Source organism: Asticcacaulis sp. MM231, assembly GCF_964186625.1.
GTDB lineage: Bacteria > Pseudomonadota > Alphaproteobacteria > Caulobacterales > Caulobacteraceae > Asticcacaulis.
Genome location: NZ_OZ075108.1, coordinates 1,357,413 through 1,376,472 on the forward strand (window position 1 = coordinate 1,357,413; position 19,060 = coordinate 1,376,472).

Sequence of the window (19,060 nt, forward strand, 5' to 3'; positions counted from 1 at the left end):
AGTTTTTTACGTTGCGCCCATGTTGAGAATAAACGCCGGGCCGAGATAGATGGTCTGCTTGCCGGTGTTGAGATGGACGCTCAGGCCGGAGGTCTTGGGCGCATGGTCTTCGCTGGCGGTGACTTCCATGACCTGCATTTGCCAGTCAGCCCCGACGCTGACCGGCTTTTCACCAAAGGAGGCATAGGGAGGTGAACTGATCTGAAGGCGCAGCGTCAGATTGGCGGGCGTGTTGCCGTCGGTCTTGGCGCGCATCCACACGGCGACGACGAGCTTGTCGCCCTTGCTGATCTGGCCGGTGATCTGGCTTTCGGCCGCCGCGTCCCAGGGATTGCCGCTGTTGCCGGGGATTTTGATTTCCAGCGCAGCCCCGCCCTGGACCTTGGCATCCTTGATGCGCTTGTTGGTCTGGGCGGTGCCGTAAACATTCCAGCCGCCGGGATCGTTGATCAGCTTCTTGGCAATATCGTCGTCCTGGGCCAAAGCGGGCAGGGTCAAAAGGCTGGCGGGCGCGCAGATGAGGGCGCAAGCCCCCCTGAGCAGGTGGCGTCGATTCATGATAGTCTCCCTGATCGTCTTTATTTTCAGGGAGCTTACATGAATTATGGTGCTTTTCCATAGGCATAGAGGCCGATCAGCGTGCCGACAAAGCCGCCGGCCTTCGCTGTTGACAGATTTGTCACATCGACGTCTTTCGCCACCATGGTCGAACCGCTGGTGAAGCTTGCCGTGCCGCCCTTGATCTCGACCTTGAGCTTGACGGCGCCGGCGGGGGCGGGGATCGACGCCACCACAACGCCATCGCGCGGATCATTGGGGCCTGAGCGTCGCGTCACCTCCAGCACCGGCTTGCCGTCGCGCATGGCCAGTCCGAAAAAGACGTAGAAGTCATCGTTTTGCACGGCCATGATGCCGGCGCGATCGCCTTCTGCGGTCGGCTGATAGCTGACCGTGGTGGTGAAGGCGGCGTTGGCGTGACGCTGGCGCAGGCCGATAAAGGCCGGGTGCGAGGTCTTGTCACCCACCGCTTCGGGCAGGGCGCGTAAGGCGACCGTCTCGGCATGGTTCACGGTCAGGAAAGGCGTCTTGGGGGTGCGGATCTGCAGCCAGTCGAGCGGCGTGCGGGAGTCGTAGCTGTAGCCGAAGTGATGCGAATAGCCGGTGTAGTGCAATTCCTTGAGCTGGCCGGGCAGGTCAGGCAAGGCGACGGTGCGCGAGATCGGCTGGCCGTGCGGCAGGATGATGGGCCAGCCGTCTTTCCATTCGACCGGCAGCATGAAGGTTTCTCGGCCGGTATTGTAGAGATCGCCCTCATAGGGCTGGGTGGCGAGGAAGACAGCATACCACTTGCCATCGGGCGTATCGACCAGATCGGCATGGCCCGCCGACGTGACGGGGTTGGCGCGTGCCGGATCGAGTTCGCGCTGGGTCAGGATCGGATTGCCGGCAAAGGGCAGGTAAGGGCCGGTGACCTTGTCGGCGCGCAGGATGACTTCGGAGTGATTGACCGAGGTGCCGCCTTCGGCCGCCATCAGGTAATAGTGACCGTCCTTCTTGTAGATGTGCGGCCCCTCGATCCATACAGGCTTTTTCGAGATATCGACGCCGCCATTGACCAGGACGCGCTTCTCGCCGACCATCTGACGCGTGGCCGGATCGAACTGTTGCAGCCACAGGGCGCGGTGACCGTCGTAGAGCGGCTGACCTTCGGGGCCGTCGTTCCAGACGATCCAGGCCTTGCCGTCATCGTCCCAGAAGATCGACGGATCGATGCCGCCAAACGGCAGCCACACCGGATCGGACCACGGACCGGCCGGGTCCTTCGCCGTGATGACGAAATTGCCCTTGCAGTCGACGCAGGTGTTGATGATGTAGAACAGGCCGTTGTGATGGCTGATAGCGGGCGCGAAGACGCCGCGCGACGTGGCCAGGCCGGAGAAATCGAGCATGTCCGGACGGTCGATGGCGTTGCCGATCTGCCGCCAGTGCACGAGATCACGTGAGTGGAAGACCGGAATGCCGGGATAGTAGGCAAAGGTCGAATTGATCAGGTAATAGTCGTTATCGACACGGGTGATCGAGGGGTCGGGATAGAAGCCCGGCAGGATCGGGTTTTCATAAACCGGCGTGGCACTTTTGTTCAGGTCAGTGCGCTGGCTATCGAGCGTGATGGCAGAAAAGACCGCCTGTCCGGCCGGTGCGGTGGCGGGCAGGGTGGCACATCCGGACAGGCCGAGGAGCAAGGTGAGGGCTGGCAGCAGAGTTTTCATGATGTTACCTTGCCGATGCGTTTTTGAAGGCCTGTGCGATCGCTTCGCGCAGGGGTTTGGGCTTGAAATCGGCGTCGTAGGGCGTCGGACGCAGTGGCAGCTTGTCGGCGCGCGGGGTGAAACCCTGCAACCAGTTGTACTGATCGGGCATGCCCCAGAAGATCACGTCCTTGGTCTGCTTGTAGCTCAGCATCTGGTCGAGATAGATGCGGCCGACCGTAGCGACGATGGCGTCGCGCTGCTCAATATCGCCGGTCGGGATGGTCTGGTCGTCGACGTCGAACTCAGTGATCAGCAGATCGAGATCGAGCGCCACCGTTTCATCGAGGAACTCTTTCCACGCATTGACCTGGCCGCCGAGCAGATCATAACCGTTGCCGATATGGGACTGCACACCCAGCGCATCGATCGGTACCTTGTTGTCGCGGAACCAGTGCAGCAGCTTGAGCACGCCCTTGCGGTGGTTCTCGTTGCCGGCTTCCCAGCTCATATAGTCATTATAGACCAGTTGCGTCTTTGGCATGTATTCGCGCGCGGCCTCAAAGGCGATGCGCAGGGTGTCCATGCCGAGCACGCGCGAGAAGGCGTTTTCACGCACCTCGCCGGTCTTGGGGTCGATCGTCTCATTGACGACATCCCAAGAGTTCAGGCGTTCGCCATAATGCTCGGCCACCTTGGCGATATAGTCGCGCAGCAGCTTTTCGGCGGCCACCTTGGGTTTCGAGCCGAAATCGTAGCTTTTCAGCCATTGCGGGGTGTATTCGTCGCGCGCCCAGAACAGATTGTGTCCGCGCATGGCGATGTGATGGGATTCGGCGAAAGCCAGCAAGTCATCGGCCGGCTTGAAGTTGTATTCGGTCGGGCCGTTATTGTGGGTGACGTAAAGCTTCAGCTCGTTTTCCGGTACGATGATATTGCACTCACGGACAACGAGTTCACGCACGCGCGGATCGGCCAGCATCCGCATGCCAATGGCGGTGCCGAAACGCAGCCCCTTGGCAGCGGCCAAATCCTTGAGGGATGTGGCGGTATCGGCAGCGGTGGCGGGGAGGGCGCTGCCGGCAAGGGCTCCGGCAGCCACAGTGGCGGCGCCAAGACTCAGGGCCGCCCGTCGCGACAGATTTTAACTCATGGTATTTTCCCTGTTGAATTTTATTCTGTTAGCGCTAACAGTGTCATCGTTCAATTCCGCCGTCAAGCGCGGGTTGGCCGCCACGCCGATATCGGCCGGTGGCCGAGTAGAAACAGGGAAACGATACCATGAAGCTGAAGACCCCCGTCCTGACACGCCGCCTGTTCGGCGCCTCAACCCTGGCCCTGAGCGCTGTCGCCGGAACGGCCATGGCCGCCAAGGCGAAGAAAGAGACGCTGCCCTATAAGGACGCCAGCCTTACCATCGATGCCCGCGTTGCCGATCTGCTCGGTCGGATGACGCTGGAAGAAAAGGTGGCGCAGCTCCTGTGCGTCTGGCAGAAAAAGGGCGATATTCAGGACGCAACCGGCAAGTTCGATCCCGCCAAGGCGTCGAAGGTCTATCCGAACGGCCTCGGCATGGTGGCGCGCCCCTCCGACCAGCAGGGCCTGGCCACCACGACCGGCGCGGGTGATTCCGGCGCCATGGGCAACCGCAACGCCTTCAACACCGCCAGTCACGTCAATGCCATGCAGAAGTGGGCCATCGAAGAGACCCGCCTCGGCATCCCGATGATCATGCACGAAGAAGCGCTGCACGGCTATGTCGCCAAGGACGCCACCTCGTTCCCGCAGGCCATCGGTCTGGCCTCGTCTTTCGATCCGTCCATGGCCACCAAGATCTTCTCGGTGGCGGCCCGTGAAATGCGCGCGCGCGGCGCCAATTTCGCGCTGGCGCCGGTGGTCGATGTCGCCCGCGAACCGCGCTGGGGCCGTATCGAGGAAACCTATGGCGAAGATCCGTATCTCTGCGGCGAAATGGGTAAGGCGGCTGTTATCGGCTTCCAGGGCGAGACCCTGCCCCTGGCCAAGGACAAGGTGTTCGCCACCCTGAAACACATGACCGGCCACGGCCAGCCGGAAAACGGCACCAATGTCGGGCCGGCTGAGGTCAGCGAGCGCACCCTGCGCGAAGACTTCTTCCCTCCGTTCGAAAAGATCGTCAAGGAAACCCAGATTCGCGCCGTCATGCCGTCGTATAACGAAATCGACGGCGTGCCGAGCCACGCCAACAAGTGGCTCCTGACCACCATCCTGCGCGATGAGTGGGGCTTCAAGGGCGTCACCGTCTCCGACTATTTCGCCATCAACGAAATGATCTCGCGCCACAAGCTGGTGCCCAATGTCACCGAGGCGGCCTATCGCGCCTTCAAGGCCGGGGTCGATATCGAAACGCCGGACAATCAGACCTATGGCCAACTGATCGAGCTGGTGAAGGCCGGCCGCATCAGCGAGGACGAGATCAATGCGGTGGTGCACCGTATTCTGGAAATGAAGTTCCAGTCGGGCCTGTTTGAAAATCCGTATGTCGACGCCAAGAAGGCCGACGCCCTGACCGCCACGCCGGACGCTGTGGCCCTGGCGCATGAGGCCGCCACCAGGTCGGTGGTGCTGCTGAAAAACAATGGCGTACTGCCGCTTGATGCGAAAAAGGTCGGCAAGCTTTTGGTGCTCGGCACCCACGCCAAGGACACGCCGATCGGTGGCTATTCCGACGTGCCGCGCCATGTCGTCTCGATCCTCGAAGGCGTCACCGCCGAGGGCAAGAAGGCCGGTTTCGAAGTCGCCTACAGCGAAGGCGTGCGCATCACCGAGCAACGCATCTGGGGCCAGGACGTCATCAATTTCACGCCGGATTCGGTCAATGACAAGCTCATCGCCGACGCCGTGGAAGCCGCCAAGTCGGCGGACACCATCCTTTTGGTGCTGGGTGATAACGAACAGACTTCGCGCGAAGCCTGGGCCGACAACCACCTGGGCGACCGCGATTCGCTCGACCTGATGGGCCGCCAGAACGATCTGGCCGCCGCCATCTTCGCGCTGAAAAAGCCGACCGTGGTCTTCCTGCTCAATGGCCGTCCTTTGTCGGTCAACCTGCTCAATGAAAAGGCCGATGCGCTGGTCGAGGGCTGGTATATGGGCCAGGAAACCGGCTGGGCTGCCGCCGACATCCTGTTCGGTCGCGCCAATCCGGGCGGCAAGCTGCCGGTCTCGATCGCCCGCGGCGTCGGCCAGCTTCCCGTCTTCTACAATCACAAGCCAACGGCCCGCCGCGGCTATCTCGATGGCGAAACCTCGCCGCTGTTCCCCTTCGGTTACGGCCTGAGCTACACTACCTTCGATATCTCGGCGCCCAAACTGGCCAAGGCCAGCATCGCCACGACGGAGACCGTCACGGTCTCGATCGACGTCGCCAATACCGGCAAGGTCAAGGGCGACGAAGTGGTGCAGCTTTATATCCGCGATGATATTTCGTCGGTCACCCGTCCGGTCAAGGAACTCAAGCGTTTCAAGCGCATCACCCTCAGTCCGGGTGAGCGCCAGACGGTCAGTTTCGACATCACCCCGGCTGACCTGCAATTCTACAACATGGATATGCAGCGCGTTGTCGAACCCGGCACCTTTACGATCTCCGCAGGACCGAATAGTGTCGACCTGAAGACGGCGACTCTCACCGTCATCTAAACGGGCGGGATAGTGACATGACGGATATCAAACGGCGCCATCTGTTGACCGGCGCTCTGGCGGGCACGGCTGCGCTTGGCCTGGCTTCGGCGGCATCGGCCCAGAACAAGGGGCAGGATACGGCGGAGGCGCAGGCGATCCAGGCCGCCTTGCAGGATTATCATGATCCCAAGACCCTGACCGTCCAGCCGGTCGGTCAGGACTGGGCCCAGATGCGCCGTTACCGTCAGGCCAATGCCGATACCGTCAATCTGCCGGAAGCGCAGCGCAAGGTCGTCATGATGGGCGATTCCATCACCGACGGCTGGCCGGGCCAGTCCGGCGCCTTCTATGGCGATAACGGTCTGATCGGGCGCGGCATCGGCGGCCAGGTGAGCGCGCAGATGCTCGTCCGTTTTATGGCTGACGTGGTGGCGCTACGCCCCAAGGCCGTGCACATCATGGCCGGCACCAATGACGTGGCGCAAAACCAGGACCCTTACGATCCGGTGGCGACCACCAATAACTTGCAGGCCATGGCCAATCTCGCCACCATCTATGGCATCAAGGTCATCATGGCCTCGGTGCCGCCGGCCGATCATTTCCCTTGGCGGCCGGAAGTCGGCAATCCGCACGAAAAGTTCGTGGCGCTCAATGCGTGGATCAAGTCGGTGTGCGCATCGCAGGGCTATACCTATGTCGATTACTGGCCCGCCCTGGCCACCGAGGCCGGTGCCTTGCGCCCGGATTTCGGCGGTGATGGCGTCCACCCGAACGCGCGCGCCTACGCCACCATGGCACCCTATACCCTGGCCGCCATCGCTGCCGCGCTGGCCTGATATGAGTCTCATCACCCAGCAACTCCCTGTCATCGAGGGGATCGACCGCGCACGTTTTGAAAATGAGATATTTCCGGGCGGCAAGCCTGTCATCATGAAGGGGCTGGTCGCCGAGTGGCCAGCGGTCAAGGCGGCGCAAACCTCCAACCGCGCGGTGGCAGAGTACATCTCGGCCATGGATACGACCGGACAAATGGTCAATATCAGCGTGCTGTCGGCGACAAAGCAGGGGCGGTTTTTCTACAATGACGAGTTGTCCGGCTATAACTTCATGGGTGATCGCAATCGTATCAGCAACCTGCTGGGCTGGCTGCTGGAAAATGGCGAGCGCGAGGATATGGTGACGCTCTATGCGCAGGCCATTCCACTCACATCACTGATGCCGGCTTTTGACCGCGCCAACCCGATGGATCTGGTCAGTCCGACCTTCGGCGCCAAGATGTGGGTGGGGAACAAGGTTCGCACCCAGACCCATTTCGATCCGTCGCACAATATCGCCTGTCTGGTGGCCGGCAAACGTCGCTTCACCCTGTTCCCACCAGAACAGATCGACAATCTCTATCCGGGCCCGTTTGACTTCGCGCCTGGCAATATCCCGGTCAGCATGGCCGCGATCGAGGAGCCGGATTTCGAGCGCTACCCGCTTTTGGAAGAGGCGCTGAAGCATGCGCAATACGGTGATCTCGAACCGGGCGACGCCATCTTCATCCCCTATGCCTGGTGGCACCACGTCCAGTCGCAGACCGGCTTCAATGTCCTCGTCAATTACTGGTGGAACAGCAATATGACGGACTGGGTATCGCCGGTTGGCGCGCTTTACGCCGCGATACTGGCCGTGCGCGATCTGCCGTCGGCCGAAAAGCAATTCTGGCAGAAGGTCATGCAGCGCTATGTCTTCGATGATCCTGAAGCAGCGGCGGCGCACCTGCCCGAAAGCGGACGCTATGCGTTCGGTAAGATGACCAAGGCTTTACGTGAGCGTCTGCGCGGTCTGATCAAGACGACGCTGAGGCTGTAAAGATTACGCCTCGGATAAGTGTCAGAATTGGAAGCGGGAAGTGATGACGCAGATAAGCGAACCTTGCTATGTTAACCGCAATTATAAACCTGTCACGGCCTGATCATGATGTCCCCCAGCGACCACAATCTGAGACGCACGCTCAGTGACCTGATGCACGAGCGCAGCCTGCCCATCTACAAGACGCCCGTCGCTGTGCGCAGTTGGGTCTATCTGGTGCCGGACGACCAGCGTGAGGCCGAGACCGCGTGGATCGACAGCCTTGAGCCGGGCGAGGCAGATCGCTGGCGGCTGGCGCGAATCGGCGAAACCCACGGCAGCATCTGGGAGCGACATGGCGAGTTCTCGACCTGGCTGCACTTTGACAACGACATCTCCATGGATGCCGCCACCAAAACGGAGCTGGGTTTTTGCCGGATACGGACAGCGGATTTCGACTGGCTGGAAGGCGCGCCGGGCGAGGTTTTCCGCAGTGTTGAAATCTCGGTTCTGCCCTATGAGCCGAAGGAGGCGCAGCTTCAGAAGGTCATCGACCTGACGCAGGCCGTTTGCTGCGATGTGTTCGATGGCGCGGCGCGGATATGGTCGGATTTCCGCATGCACGAGGGCGGGGCGGGGCGCATCTATGTGCAGGACAAGGGGCTGGAAAGCGACGAGGCGTCGCGCCTGCTGCAAACCCTGATCGAGATTGGTCATTACCGCAAGCTGGCGCTTCTGGGCTTCCCGGTGGCGCGCAACCTGATGGGCTGGCTGAAGGACGCCGAGGCGCGGCTGGCGGTGCTGACCTCGGATATGGCCAGCCAAAGCGCGTCGCAGGAACAGATATTGGAACGCCTGATGGCGTTGTCAGCCGAGGTCGAGCAGCGCGTCAATGCGGTGCGTTTCCGTCAGGGCGCCACCGACGCCTATGCCCGCCTGACCGAAGACCGGCTGGTGAGTTTGCGCGAGACACGCGTGGCCGGTTTTTCGACCATGCAGGAATTCATCGAGCGCCGTTTGCAGCCGGCCATGCGTACCTGCGAGGCGGCATCGCGCCGGCTCGACGATATCTCGAACTCGCATAGGCCGCGTCAGCGATCTGCTGCGGGCCCGGATATCGATATCGCTGGAGGTGCAGAATCAGGGGCTGCTCAGGAGCATGAATGTGCGCTCGAAGCTCCAGATGAAACTGTCGGCGCTGGTCGAGGGTTTGTCGGTCTTCGCCGTCAGCTATTACATCTTCAATCTGGTGAAATACATTATTGATCCGCTGTTCGATCCGCACCTGGCGCACCTGATTTATGCGCCGCTTATCCTTTTGATCGTCGGACTGGCGTGGTGGTTTATTCACCAGCGCAAGAAGTCGATTGGTCACGCGGAAGCGTAGGGAAGGGTATCCACAGATTACACAGATTGAAGAGGCGGCGCTTCGCGCCAGATCAGTCAGAGTATGATCTTTCTAAAATCTGTGTAATCTGTGTAATCTGTGGATAACTTTCCTTACTTTAATTTACCCAAGCGCTTCGCATTGGCCATGGCGCGAGAGCGGATGGGCTTGAGCGCCCGCAAGGCCATGGTGGCGGTGTGGTCCGAAAGGGTTGCGGCGGTCAGGCCGGCGCGTTTCAGACTGCGCCCCAGCTTTTCATTGCGGGCCATCGCCTGAGCCACGGTTTTGGCATTGGCCAGGCTGAACAGATCGGCCTGCACGGCGGTTATGTCCTTCATGATCTTCATGCCGGCCTGCACATCGTGAGTCATGGCGCGCGTGGTGACGCCTTGCAAAACCTCGGCGGCGGCCGCCAGTTTTTCCTGGCCCATTAGCGTGAATTCCGCCGTGTCACGCGGACTGGGCGGCGTGCTGGCGTTCATTATACGCAGGGTGCGGTGCTGGATGACCTGCGCCGAAGCCATCATCATGCTGCTGGTTTGAAGGGCCAGATCGGTCCATAGGGCGAACGGGTTACTGAGTGTCGATGTGCGTGTCATGGCGCCAGTAAAACGCCGCATCGCATAAGAAAACGATGCGGGTTTGATAATTTTCATTACAATGCCGGTATGAGGGGACATATGAGATTTTTGGCGGTTTTGACGCTGCTGTTTCTAATGCCGGTAGAGGTTCGGGCTGCGGCAGTTCAGGAGGGCACGAAGCCGTGGCCGCAGGCGACCGTGCCTTACCACTTTGATGCTGTATTGCTCAAATCTGCCGGTGCTTCGGGTAAGGACTGTACGGGATGGAAGCGATGGAAGTCGGCGACCGAGGCCTACAAGGCGTGCAAGGCTATGGACGCCTGGACTGCGGCGACGGGGGTACGCTTTGTCCATGACGAACGCGAACTCGACAGCCTTTATATCGTTCATGATGCCAATGCCACCAACGCCACGCTGGGACACCTGCCTATGGTCAATCGTCTTCAGATTGAGCCCCGCGCTTCATACGGTTCGGTGCTGCACGAGTTTGGCCATGTGCTTGGGCTGATGCATGAGCACCAGCGGCCTGACCGCGATGCTTATATTCGTCTGGAACCCTTCCTGCAAACCTATCTCGATGATTGCGGCCTGTCTCTCAGCGCGGTTTGCCGGGATGTTCGCAACGCCTTTCCCAAGGTGAAGGTGCAGATGTCATCGGACTATGATCCCTGTTCGAACATGCACTATCTTGCCAACCAAACGCCGCGTCATCGTGAGGATAAGCGATGGGGGCGTATTTTTACTCTGACTGCCAAAGGGCAGGAAGCGCTCAAGATTTGCCGCACTCAGTTCTCGAGTTTGCCGGAGCGCTGCCTAATGGTTGGGCAAAAGTGCGCGATCAGTCAGGATGACGCGGCCATCGTTCGTCGCTTTCAGCGCGTCGAAACATTCGTGCATTGACAAGCGCTGCATCATAAGGAACACATGCGGAACACGGGACGCTCACCAGAAGGCGGGTTTGTAAACCGAAGCGGGCAGGGAAGCGCCGGCGCGGGTGAGTTGAGGGTATGGATAAGCTTTACGATTGCTGCTGGGTCGAACTGGAAGGGGACATGCGTCCGCAACTGGTCATTCGCAAGCGCCTGAAACCTGCCATCTATGCAGTGGGGGAATGGCTCTATGCCGAGTGCGGCTCACCCTTGTCGCATAATCCTGAGGCGCCGCGCATCCTGTCGATCCAGGCGCCACTCGGGCATGGACGGCGCGCAAGTCGCTAAGGCTGGCCGTGTAAGCTCTGGTTAGAGACAAGCTGCCGGATGAAACCAAGCTGTGCGCGCAAAGCCACGGCATGTTCGGGCGTGGGCGTTAGATTGACCGGGAAAGCCTCATCCAGATCGCCATCATCGAGCACCGCCTCCACCCAGCCGTCCATCAGATCGCAATAGGTGGTGAGTGCCTCAAGCGGTGTCGGCGCCTCGTCAGTAACAAAATAGGCCGGCGGCACATCGCCGCTCACCACCCATAGCGCATCATCGACACCGCCGGCCGGCTCGGCGAAACGGACCAGAAACAGGCCGATAACCCCGTCAATACCATAGGCCAGAAGCACCTGACGCAGGGGCGGGCACCAGACAAAGCTCTGAATATAATCGAGCGCTTCGACCGCCAGACCGCGCAGGCGGTCGGCCTCTTCGGGCGTATCCGCCGTAATGGCCTCGATGGGCTGAAACGCACTGATATCCAACTTACAATCTCCTTACGGCGCGTGCGGGCATAGGCATGGCTTCCTTACGGGTGGTGGACGCCATCTAGGGCACATCTTCAAACACAGGGCGATACCATGGATACGTTCGATACCACGCAAGGCAAGGGCGGCGAAACCCACCAGCAGGTGCATCATGAGGGCGCTGAACACAGCCCGACACGCGAAAGCGCGCATCTGACCACCAACCAGGGCATTCGCGTTTCAGATAACCAGAACAGCCTCAAGGCCGGCGCGCGCGGGCCGGCCCTGCTCGAAGACTTTGTGCTGCGCGAAAAGATCTTCCATTTCGACCACGAGCGCATTCCGGAACGCATCGTCCATGCCCGCGGTTCCGGCGCCCATGGCTATTTCGAGCTGACCGAATCCCTGGCCGACCTCACGAAAGCCGACCTGTTCCAGCGCGTCGGCGAAAAAACGCCGGTGTTCACGCGCTTCTCCACGGTGGCCGGTGGTGCGGGCAGCGTCGATACCCCGCGTGACGTGCGCGGTTTCGCGGTCAAGTTCTACACCCAGGCAGGCAACTGGGATCTGGTCGGCAACAACATTCCGGTCTTCTTCATCCAGGACGCCATCAAGTTCCCCGACCTGATCCATGCAGTCAAGATGGAGGCCGACAAGGCCTATCCGCAGGCCGGTTCGGCGCACGATACCTTCTGGGATTTCGCGTCGCTGATGCCGGAGACCACCCATATGCTGATGTGGGCGATGTCGGACCGCACCCTTCCGCGCAGCTTACGCATGATGGAGGGCTTCGGCATCCACACCTTCGTCATGGTCAATGCCGAGGGCAAGGAGAGCTTCGTCAAGTTCCACTGGCGGCCCAAGCTCGGCGCGCAATCGACCCTGTGGGACGAGGCGCTGAAGCTTCAGGCAGCGGATAATGACTACCATCGCCGTGATCTCTATGAGGCGATCGACACCGGCAACTTCCCCGAATGGGAACTGGGCCTTCAGGTCTTCGATCAGGCCTTCGCCGACAGCCAGCCCTATGATGTGCTCAACTCGACCAAGCTCATTCCCGAAGAAGTGCTGCCCTTGCGCATTGTCGGCCGCATGGTGCTGGATCGCAACCCGGACAACTTCTTCGCCGAAACCGAGCAGGTGGCCTATTGCCCGGCCAATATCGTGCCCGGCATCGACTTCTCGAACGATCCGCTGCTGCAAGGCCGGCTGTTCTCCTATCTCGATACGCAGAAATCGCGTCTCGGCACCGCCAACTTCCACCAGATTCCGGTCAATGCCCCGAAATGCCCGATGCACAATTTCCAGCGCGACGGCATGATGCAGATGCAGGTTCCCAAGGGACGGGCCAATTATGAGCCGAACTCGCTGGCGGCGCAGGGGGAAGAGGGCGGGCCGCGCGAATGTCCGGCCACCGGCTTTACCAGCTTGGAGGGGCGGGCGGATCATGACGAGCAGGGGCCTAAGCTGCGCGTTCGGCCTGAGCTTTTCGCCGACCACTATTCGCAGGCGCGCCTGTTCTGGATATCGCAGACGGATAATGAGCGGGCGCATATCGCGTCCAGCTTCGTGTTTGAGCTCTCCAAGGTCGGTATCGCGTCCGTCCAGACCCGCACGGTGGCCAATCTGCGCAATGTCGATGAAGACCTGGCCAGGCGGGTCGCCGATGGACTTGGCATTGACGCGCCGGACGCTAATCCGGCGGCGCGAGCCCCTGTCGATCTGGACGCTTCACCGGCCCTCAGCCTTCAGAAAAAGCTGAAGGCAACGCTTGAAGGTCGCCAGGTAGGCATCCTGATCCATGACGGCAGCGATGCCGAGGCCTTGCAGACGCTTATCAAGGCGGTGCAGGATGCCGGTGGCAAGGCGGTGGTGGTGGCGCCGAAGGTGGGGAAAACCACATTGTCAGACGGTAAGGCCGTCAAGGCGGATGGCCAGTTGGCCGGTTCGCCCTCGCAGATTTTCGACGCTGTCGCGCTGGTGCTGTCAGAAGAGGCGACCGCCGCCTTGCTTAAGGAGAGCGCGGCTGTGCAGTTCGTTATGGACGCCTTCGGGCACCTCAAGGCGATCGCCCACACGCCGGCGGCGCAGGCCCTGCTCGATAAGGCGGGCGTGGTGCCGGACGCCGGTATTGTGGCGCTGAAAGACCTGCCCAAGGCCGGGGGCAAGCGCTATTTTGATCGCGAGCCGGGCGTCCGCACCTTGGCTTAACAGGTTTCCATTTCAAAACAGAAGCTGGCCGGGCGCACCTGAGGTGCGTCCGGCTTGTCGTTTTGTGTCGGGTTGTAAGCTCGGTGTCGGATGCGTAACAAATTGCGGCTTTTATGTTTAAATTGAAAAATATCGATATTACTTGAAGCAATATTTTACAATAGTTTCAATTATACAAAATTGAAATACACATTGTGCAGCGCGTAAATCGTTACATTGTGAAAACAAACAAAGATATTTTTGTCTAAAAAGTGTTATTTTCTATATTGCGATAGTTTTATATGTATCTTTATTAGAACAGGTTTCTTTTGATATTAAACTATTCGTAATGTTGGATTGACGTATTTGTGACGGCGCCTGTCTACTTGTCTCCAGAAACGCGGGTCGGGACCTTTTTTAAGCCCGCTTTTTAGGAGAGAAAAAAATGAAATCGATACCTTCCAAGACTATCCGAACGGGACTGATGGCCACCACCACCTTGTGCGGCGCGATGCTGGCCCCGGCCTTACTGGCCACGGTCGTCAGCGCCCTGGCACCCGTGGAAGCGCAGGCGCAGGACTATACCTCGGGGTCGCTGGTTGGCACAGTGACCGATGCCGATGGCAAGCCTGTCGTTGGCGCCTCGATTACGCTGACTTCCAACGCTCAGGGCGTAACGCGCGATCTGACGACCGATTCTTCAGGGCGCTTCAGTCTGTCGCTTCTGCCTGCGGGCGATTACACGGTGCATATCAAGGCTCAGGGGTATAATGATTATACCGATGCCGCCACGGTGGTCATCAGTTCGGAAAGCCGCTTCACCTATGCCCTGACGCCAGAGGGCACGCAGACGGTCGTCGTCAAGGGCAAGCGTGCTCGCCAGGATTTCACCAAGACGACGACCGGCCTCGTGGTCGATGTCGATACCCTGGTCAAAACCCAGCCGGTGGGCCGCAGCCTGTCCGCGGTCATGATGATGGCGCCTACCGTTACCAAGGGGAAATCGGGTTTCGGTGATGTGGTTTCGATCGGTGGCGCCTCGGTTGCCGAAAATGCCTATTATATTAACGGTCTGAATATCACCAATCCGGATACCTATGTCAGTTCCGCGCAAGTGCCGTTCGATTTCTACAAGACGATCGAGGTGAAAAGCGGCGGTTATTCGGCCGAATTCGGTCGCGCCACCGGCGGTGTGGTCAATGCGGTCACCAAGTCGGGGTCGAATGAGTTCAAATTCGCGCTGCATGGTAATTTTGCCTATGACGGTCTGCGCGCTAATGCCCACGATACCTATTCGTCGCGTGGTGAGTTCAATACCTCCAACAGCAGTTCGACGACCGCGGAAGTCAGTGGCGCCCTGATCAAGGACAAGTTGTTTGCCTACGCCATGTATTCGGTTAACGACACACGCAGCACTTCAGCCGGTATCCAGAGCGGCATCTATTCCAAATATCAGGCAGACGATCCGTTTTATGGCTTGAAACTGGACGGCTATATCACGCCGACCCAGCACCTTGAACTGACCTATTTTTCCACCAAGACCACGACCACCCAGACCACGTATCAATACGATGATGCGACACGTTCGGTCGACGATGCCATCGCCAATGGCCGTGGTTTCTATGAAACCGGTGGCGACAATTACGTGTTGAAATATACGGGTGCGGTCAATGACTGGTTCACGGTCTCGGCGGCCTATGGTGTCAGCAAGGATGTCGACAACTTCACGCCGGAAAACACGACCGACAACTATGTCCGTCAGTATGGCTACATCGAATCCACCGATAGCTATGGCTGGTCACGGATATCGACAACGCAGCCGTTCTCCAGCATTACCCAGGCCGAAACCCAGCGTACCTTCTATCGTCTGGATGGTGACATGCGCTTCAATGCCTTGGGCAAGCACCACCTGCGCTTTGGTATCGACCAGGAAGACCTGGAGATGGAAAAGACCTCCCGCTATACCGGCACGGATCCCATCTATTACAGCATCCGTTCCGGCAGCTATTTCTACACCACCTATGGCGTGTTTGGCGGCCACGTCAGTTCGCAGAACCAGTCGGCCTATATCCAGAACTCGTGGGATGTCACGGAGCGTCTCAACCTGCAGATTGGTCTGCGCGACGATATCTTCAAGCAGACCAACCTGTCGGGCGAGCAATATATGGATCTGGAAGATAACTGGGGGCCGCGCCTCGGTTTCAGTTATGACTGGTTCGGCGACGGTAATCTGCGTATCTACGGCAATTACGGCAAATACTATGTGCCGCCGGCGATGAACCTTGGTTATCGCGGCAAGGACCTCTATTATCTGCAATACACGCGCTACAATTCGACTGCCGACGGTGCGCTTGATGCTGTCACCGGTCTGCCCACCGGCACCGGGACCAGCTACAATGTTCTGGACTCGTGCTATGCGGCAGCCGATACAACCGGCTCGGCGGGTATTCCCGCTGACGTGCAATCCAGTTCTTCGTGTTCCTATTACGGCGATGGTTCGCAAGAGCCGGCCAATGCCAAAACGGCGCTGGGCCTTAAGGCTACGGCGGAAGACGAGTTCATCCTGGGAGCCGACCTGCGCATCAATGATCTCTGGACAGTCGGTGTCAACGCCACCTACCGCAACCTGACGCGTATTTCGGAAGACACCGACTTCACCGACCAGATCAACGAATGGCTGGTGGCCAACGGTTACAGCACGGACGATTATGCCTCGACCAACAATTACTATGTCTGGAATCCGGGTAGTGACAGCGTCACCATTCGTCTGAAGCAGCCTCTGGCGGGCGAAACCGAGCAGAAGGTCATCACGCTTACCGGCCTGACTTTCCCAAAGGCCAAGCGTGAGTACAAGGCCCTGACCTTCAACTTCAAGCGCGCCTTCGATGGCGTCTGGGGCCTGCAGGGTTCGTACACCTGGTCGCGTTCCTATGGAAACTACGAAGGTACGGTGAAGTCTGATGTTGGCAATTCGGTTCAGGAAGATGCCGGCGCCACGATCGACTACGATTATCTCGGCCTGACCGACAACGCGACCGGCCTTCTGCCGAACCACCGCGCCCATACGGTCAAGCTGTGGGGCAGTTATCAGGTGACGCCAAACTTCCTGGTGGGCGCCAACCTGCTGGTTCAGTCGCCGGCGCATCTGTCCTGCCTTGGCTCCTACTCTAACGAAGACGCCACGGAGTTCTATTACGGTTCTGTCACCTATTATTGTGATGGCGAAGCCTCCAAACGCGGTACGGGTCTGAAGACCGACTGGACAAAGACGGTCGATCTGTCGTTGCGCTATACGGTGCAACGTGCTTCCGATCAGCGGGGCGAACTGGTCCTGCGCGCTGATATCTTCAATCTTTTCAACGACAAGGCTGTGACGGGATACTATATCCAGCACGAGATCGATTACAGTTACGATGTGGACGATAACTACGGCAAGGTGACCAGCTACACCACGCCACGTTATGTGCGCCTCGGTTTCGATATGAGTTTCTAAGGCAACGCTCTTGTTATTTGAGATACAATATACGATTTTCCATTGCGAAAGACGGATAATGTGTCTACGGACAATTGTATGAGTTTTGTCCGGTTTGGCTTCCTCTCCGGGTTGCCGCAGGCCGGATGAAAAGCGGGGAGGGTGTTGGCGCGCCCTTCCCAAAACGGAAACACCCCGCGATCATCAGGTCGCGGGGTGTTTTTACGTCTGAACAGGCGGGGCCTGAGCCTAGAGCGTGTTCCGATCTGATTGGATCAGATCGGCGCTCTTCTGTGGTTGCCGTCCGTAGTGCAAGAAGAATCTGAACTAAATTTGCGAGTGATCGAGTGCGGTCTTCTGTAAGGCCTTTAAGTGCGGTATTTCAGAAACCGCTAGCCGGTATGGTGATCTGCGGACCAGGTCCAAATCTAATTTTCGAGCTTGATGCTCATAGAGCTTTACTGGTTTTCCTGATCCAGATCTGTTCGATCTTTTCGCCCATTCGGGTCATCGCCTTCTTTCACCCTCCCTTAGCCGACGCCAGGCAGATTTCGCATCACATGGATCATGATGCCGCCACCTGGGCCGGAACTCGATACTCCTCATTTTTTGTCAGCAAGGCCCAGATTGTTCGGGCCATCTTGTTTGCCAAGGCGATTGCCACAAGCATCCGCGGCTTTCGCGCCATCATCCGCGCCAGCCAAGACCCCTCTGGAACCGACTTACGTCCCAACCAGTTCAGGCGCGACATCGCGCCGATTATGAGTAGCCTGCGGATATCGGACTGTCCGGCCTTGGAAATTTTGCCGAGCCTTTCCTTTCCGCCGGAGGAGAACTGGCGTGGGACAAGGCCGAGCCAAGCTGAGAAGTCGCGACCGCACTCAAAGCTTTCCATAGGCGGGGCAAAGGCTTCGACGGCCAAGGCCGTCAAAGGGCCGACGCCAGGAATGGTCTGCAAACGCCGCGCCACGTCAGTTTCTTCAGCCAGTGCCTTGATCTTGTGAGTTCGTGCATCAATGCGCGCCGTTTTTTCAGCGATCTGCTTTAGCAAGTCCTGACATTCTTCGCGCATCAAATCAGGCAAGTCACTGTTCGACTCATTCAGGATTTCTTCGATCCGGTTGATCTGATGTATCCCCTGCGGAACCACGTGGCCGTACTCATAAAGGCAGGCCCTAACGGCGTTGACCAGTTCGGTGCGCTGATGCACAAGCCGCTCACGCGCCCGAAACAAAATGCCCCGGCTTTGCTGCTCTGGGGACTTCGGCTCGACGAAGCGCATTTCCGGCCGTTGTGCCGCGATCACGATGGCCTCAGCGTCCGCCGCATCATTTTTCTGACGTTTTAAAAACGGCTTTACGTACTGCGGTGCGATCAGCCTCACCTCGTGGCCGAGCCGGACCATCTCACGGGCCCAGTAATGCGCACTGCCGCAAGCCTCCATCACTACAACCGCCGGAGCCTTGCCCGTCATGAACTTCAAAAAACCATCCCTGGAAAGCTTCTTCTTGAACCGAACATCACCCGTCATTGAGGCGCCATGCAGTTGAAAAACAGACTTTGCCAAATCTACGCCAATCATTGTATCTTTCGTCACGGTTGCCGTCCTTTCCGCTCAGTGGCCTATAACACCACTATTTTGGCACATTGCGATGCCGTCTGGGAGGGGCGGCAACCACCCCATCTAATTTTTTGTTTTGACGCGCTTTTTTATCCGAAAAGTGCGTCACACGTTTCGGAAAGCGCTCTAGTCGATCATGTCGGCGACGAGGCGCTGCAGTTCGCGGCGGCTGAAGCCCGGCGCCACGTGGGCCAGGGGCCAGCGCAGGGCGCGGGCGGCCACAAGTCGCAGATCGGGGCGAGGGTGGGTCTTTTGGGGAAGATGTTGCATAATAGAAATCCTTGCCGCCGGTTGCTGCCGGACGGTCTTTCTTATGGGTATGTAGCGATTGAAAGCTCAATAGCTGAAGCAGCCGCGCCCGAATGGCACGGCAATCAAACGGTGATGTGCGAAAAATACGC

The 19,060-nt window shown here is 58.9% G+C and carries 15 protein-coding genes and 1 pseudogene; 9 read left to right on the forward strand and 7 right to left on the reverse strand.

The features are described 5' to 3' along the window. Positions 1 to 6 precede the first annotated feature (6 nt). Genes ABQ278_RS06680 through ABQ278_RS06690 form a run of 3 tightly spaced genes read right to left on the reverse strand, consistent with a single transcriptional unit; the run spans position 7 to position 3,351 of the window. On the reverse strand, positions 7 to 558 hold the full coding sequence (locus tag ABQ278_RS06680; protein WP_349321784.1) for a hypothetical protein: 552 nt from the start codon (positions 556 to 558) through the stop codon (positions 7 to 9). A 44-nt stretch (positions 559 to 602) separates the two neighbouring features. Beyond that, on the reverse strand, positions 603 to 2,270 hold the full coding sequence (locus ABQ278_RS06685) for a family 43 glycosylhydrolase (protein ID WP_349321785.1): 1,668 nt from the start codon (positions 2,268 to 2,270) through the stop codon (positions 603 to 605). Positions 2,271 to 2,274: 4 nt separating this feature from the next. Beyond that, complete coding sequence (locus ABQ278_RS06690; protein ID WP_349321786.1) at positions 2,275 to 3,351, reverse strand: endo-1,4-beta-xylanase; 1,077 nt, start codon at positions 3,349 to 3,351, stop codon at positions 2,275 to 2,277. A gap of 179 nt (positions 3,352 to 3,530) precedes the next feature. Between ABQ278_RS06690 and ABQ278_RS06695 the strand changes: the two genes are divergently transcribed. From ABQ278_RS06695 to ABQ278_RS06715, 5 genes and pseudogenes are all read left to right on the forward strand, one after another. Beyond that, positions 3,531 to 5,927: a glycoside hydrolase family 3 N-terminal domain-containing protein gene (locus ABQ278_RS06695; RefSeq protein WP_349321787.1), complete on the forward strand. Its 2,397-nt coding sequence runs from the start codon at positions 3,531 to 3,533 to the stop codon at positions 5,925 to 5,927. A gap of 17 nt (positions 5,928 to 5,944) precedes the next feature. Beyond that, a complete protein-coding gene (locus tag ABQ278_RS06700; protein WP_349321788.1) occupies positions 5,945 to 6,745 on the forward strand; it encodes a GDSL-type esterase/lipase family protein in 801 nt (266 codons plus the stop codon). 1 nt (position 6,746) lies between these two features. Beyond that, positions 6,747 to 7,763: a cupin-like domain-containing protein gene (locus ABQ278_RS06705; RefSeq protein ID WP_349321789.1), complete on the forward strand. Its 1,017-nt coding sequence runs from the start codon at positions 6,747 to 6,749 to the stop codon at positions 7,761 to 7,763. 153 nt (positions 7,764 to 7,916) lie between these two features. Then, positions 7,917 to 8,756: pseudogene (locus ABQ278_RS06710) on the forward strand (DUF3422 family protein); the annotation flags it as partial. A 118-nt stretch (positions 8,757 to 8,874) separates the two neighbouring features. Beyond that, positions 8,875 to 9,129, forward strand: a complete 255-nt coding sequence (locus ABQ278_RS06715; protein WP_349321790.1) for a DUF3422 family protein — start codon at positions 8,875 to 8,877, stop codon at positions 9,127 to 9,129. A gap of 113 nt (positions 9,130 to 9,242) precedes the next feature. On the opposite strand, the gene ABQ278_RS06720 is transcribed toward ABQ278_RS06715, so the two are convergent. Further along, on the reverse strand, positions 9,243 to 9,728 hold the full coding sequence (locus ABQ278_RS06720) for a polyhydroxyalkanoate granule-associated phasin (protein ID WP_349321791.1): 486 nt from the start codon (positions 9,726 to 9,728) through the stop codon (positions 9,243 to 9,245). An 81-nt stretch (positions 9,729 to 9,809) separates the two neighbouring features. On the opposite strand from ABQ278_RS06720, the gene ABQ278_RS06725 reads away from it, so the two are divergent. Then, entirely contained in the window at positions 9,810 to 10,610 is an 801-nt protein-coding gene (locus ABQ278_RS06725; RefSeq protein WP_349321792.1) for a M12 family metallopeptidase, read from the forward strand. Positions 10,611 to 10,717: 107 nt separating this feature from the next. Further along, the gene (locus tag ABQ278_RS06730; protein WP_349321793.1) at positions 10,718 to 10,927 is read left to right on the forward strand and encodes a hypothetical protein; all 210 of its coding nucleotides are present in this window, start codon (positions 10,718 to 10,720) and stop codon (positions 10,925 to 10,927) included. On the opposite strand, the gene ABQ278_RS06735 is transcribed toward ABQ278_RS06730, so the two are convergent. Continuing rightward, positions 10,924 to 11,394, reverse strand: coding sequence for a hypothetical protein (locus ABQ278_RS06735; RefSeq protein WP_349321794.1), 471 nt, complete (start codon positions 11,392 to 11,394; stop codon positions 10,924 to 10,926). The genes ABQ278_RS06730 and ABQ278_RS06735 overlap by 4 nt on opposite strands. Positions 11,395 to 11,490: 96 nt before the next feature. Between ABQ278_RS06735 and ABQ278_RS06740 the strand changes: the two genes are divergently transcribed. Continuing rightward, on the forward strand, positions 11,491 to 13,587 hold the full coding sequence (locus ABQ278_RS06740; RefSeq protein ID WP_349321795.1) for a catalase: 2,097 nt from the start codon (positions 11,491 to 11,493) through the stop codon (positions 13,585 to 13,587). Positions 13,588 to 14,011: 424 nt separating this feature from the next. Next, complete coding sequence (locus ABQ278_RS06745) at positions 14,012 to 17,059, forward strand: TonB-dependent receptor (protein ID WP_349321796.1); 3,048 nt, start codon at positions 14,012 to 14,014, stop codon at positions 17,057 to 17,059. A gap of 544 nt (positions 17,060 to 17,603) precedes the next feature. Here ABQ278_RS06745 and ABQ278_RS06750 read toward each other — a convergent pair. Beyond that, positions 17,604 to 18,635, reverse strand: coding sequence for an IS110 family transposase (locus ABQ278_RS06750; RefSeq protein ID WP_349321797.1), 1,032 nt, complete (start codon positions 18,633 to 18,635; stop codon positions 17,604 to 17,606). A 150-nt stretch (positions 18,636 to 18,785) separates the two neighbouring features. Next, positions 18,786 to 18,929 (reverse strand): hypothetical protein, encoded by a 144-nt coding sequence (locus ABQ278_RS06755; RefSeq protein ID WP_349321798.1) that lies wholly within the window; start codon positions 18,927 to 18,929, stop codon positions 18,786 to 18,788. Positions 18,930 to 19,060: the final 131 nt, after the last annotated feature.

Excerpts from the sequence above, each read along its gene's own strand:
- ABQ278_RS06680 (WP_349321784.1), bottom strand. The coding sequence starts at position 558 with ATGAATCGACGCCACCTGCTCAGGGGGGCTTGCGCCCTCATCTGCGCG.
- ABQ278_RS06685 (WP_349321785.1), bottom strand. The coding sequence starts at position 2,270 with ATGAAAACTCTGCTGCCAGCCCTCACCTTGCTCCTCGGCCTGTCCGGA.
- ABQ278_RS06695 (WP_349321787.1), top strand. The coding sequence starts at position 3,531 with ATGAAGCTGAAGACCCCCGTCCTGACACGCCGCCTGTTCGGCGCCTCA.
- ABQ278_RS06700 (WP_349321788.1), top strand. The coding sequence starts at position 5,945 with ATGACGGATATCAAACGGCGCCATCTGTTGACCGGCGCTCTGGCGGGC.
- ABQ278_RS06705 (WP_349321789.1), top strand. The coding sequence starts at position 6,747 with ATGAGTCTCATCACCCAGCAACTCCCTGTCATCGAGGGGATCGACCGC.
- ABQ278_RS06720 (WP_349321791.1), bottom strand. The coding sequence starts at position 9,728 with ATGACACGCACATCGACACTCAGTAACCCGTTCGCCCTATGGACCGAT.
- ABQ278_RS06725 (WP_349321792.1), top strand. The coding sequence starts at position 9,810 with ATGAGATTTTTGGCGGTTTTGACGCTGCTGTTTCTAATGCCGGTAGAG.
- ABQ278_RS06730 (WP_349321793.1), top strand. The coding sequence starts at position 10,718 with ATGGATAAGCTTTACGATTGCTGCTGGGTCGAACTGGAAGGGGACATG.
- ABQ278_RS06740 (WP_349321795.1), top strand. The coding sequence starts at position 11,491 with ATGGATACGTTCGATACCACGCAAGGCAAGGGCGGCGAAACCCACCAG.
- ABQ278_RS06745 (WP_349321796.1), top strand. The coding sequence starts at position 14,012 with ATGAAATCGATACCTTCCAAGACTATCCGAACGGGACTGATGGCCACC.
- ABQ278_RS06755 (WP_349321798.1), bottom strand. The coding sequence starts at position 18,929 with ATGCAACATCTTCCCCAAAAGACCCACCCTCGCCCCGATCTGCGACTT.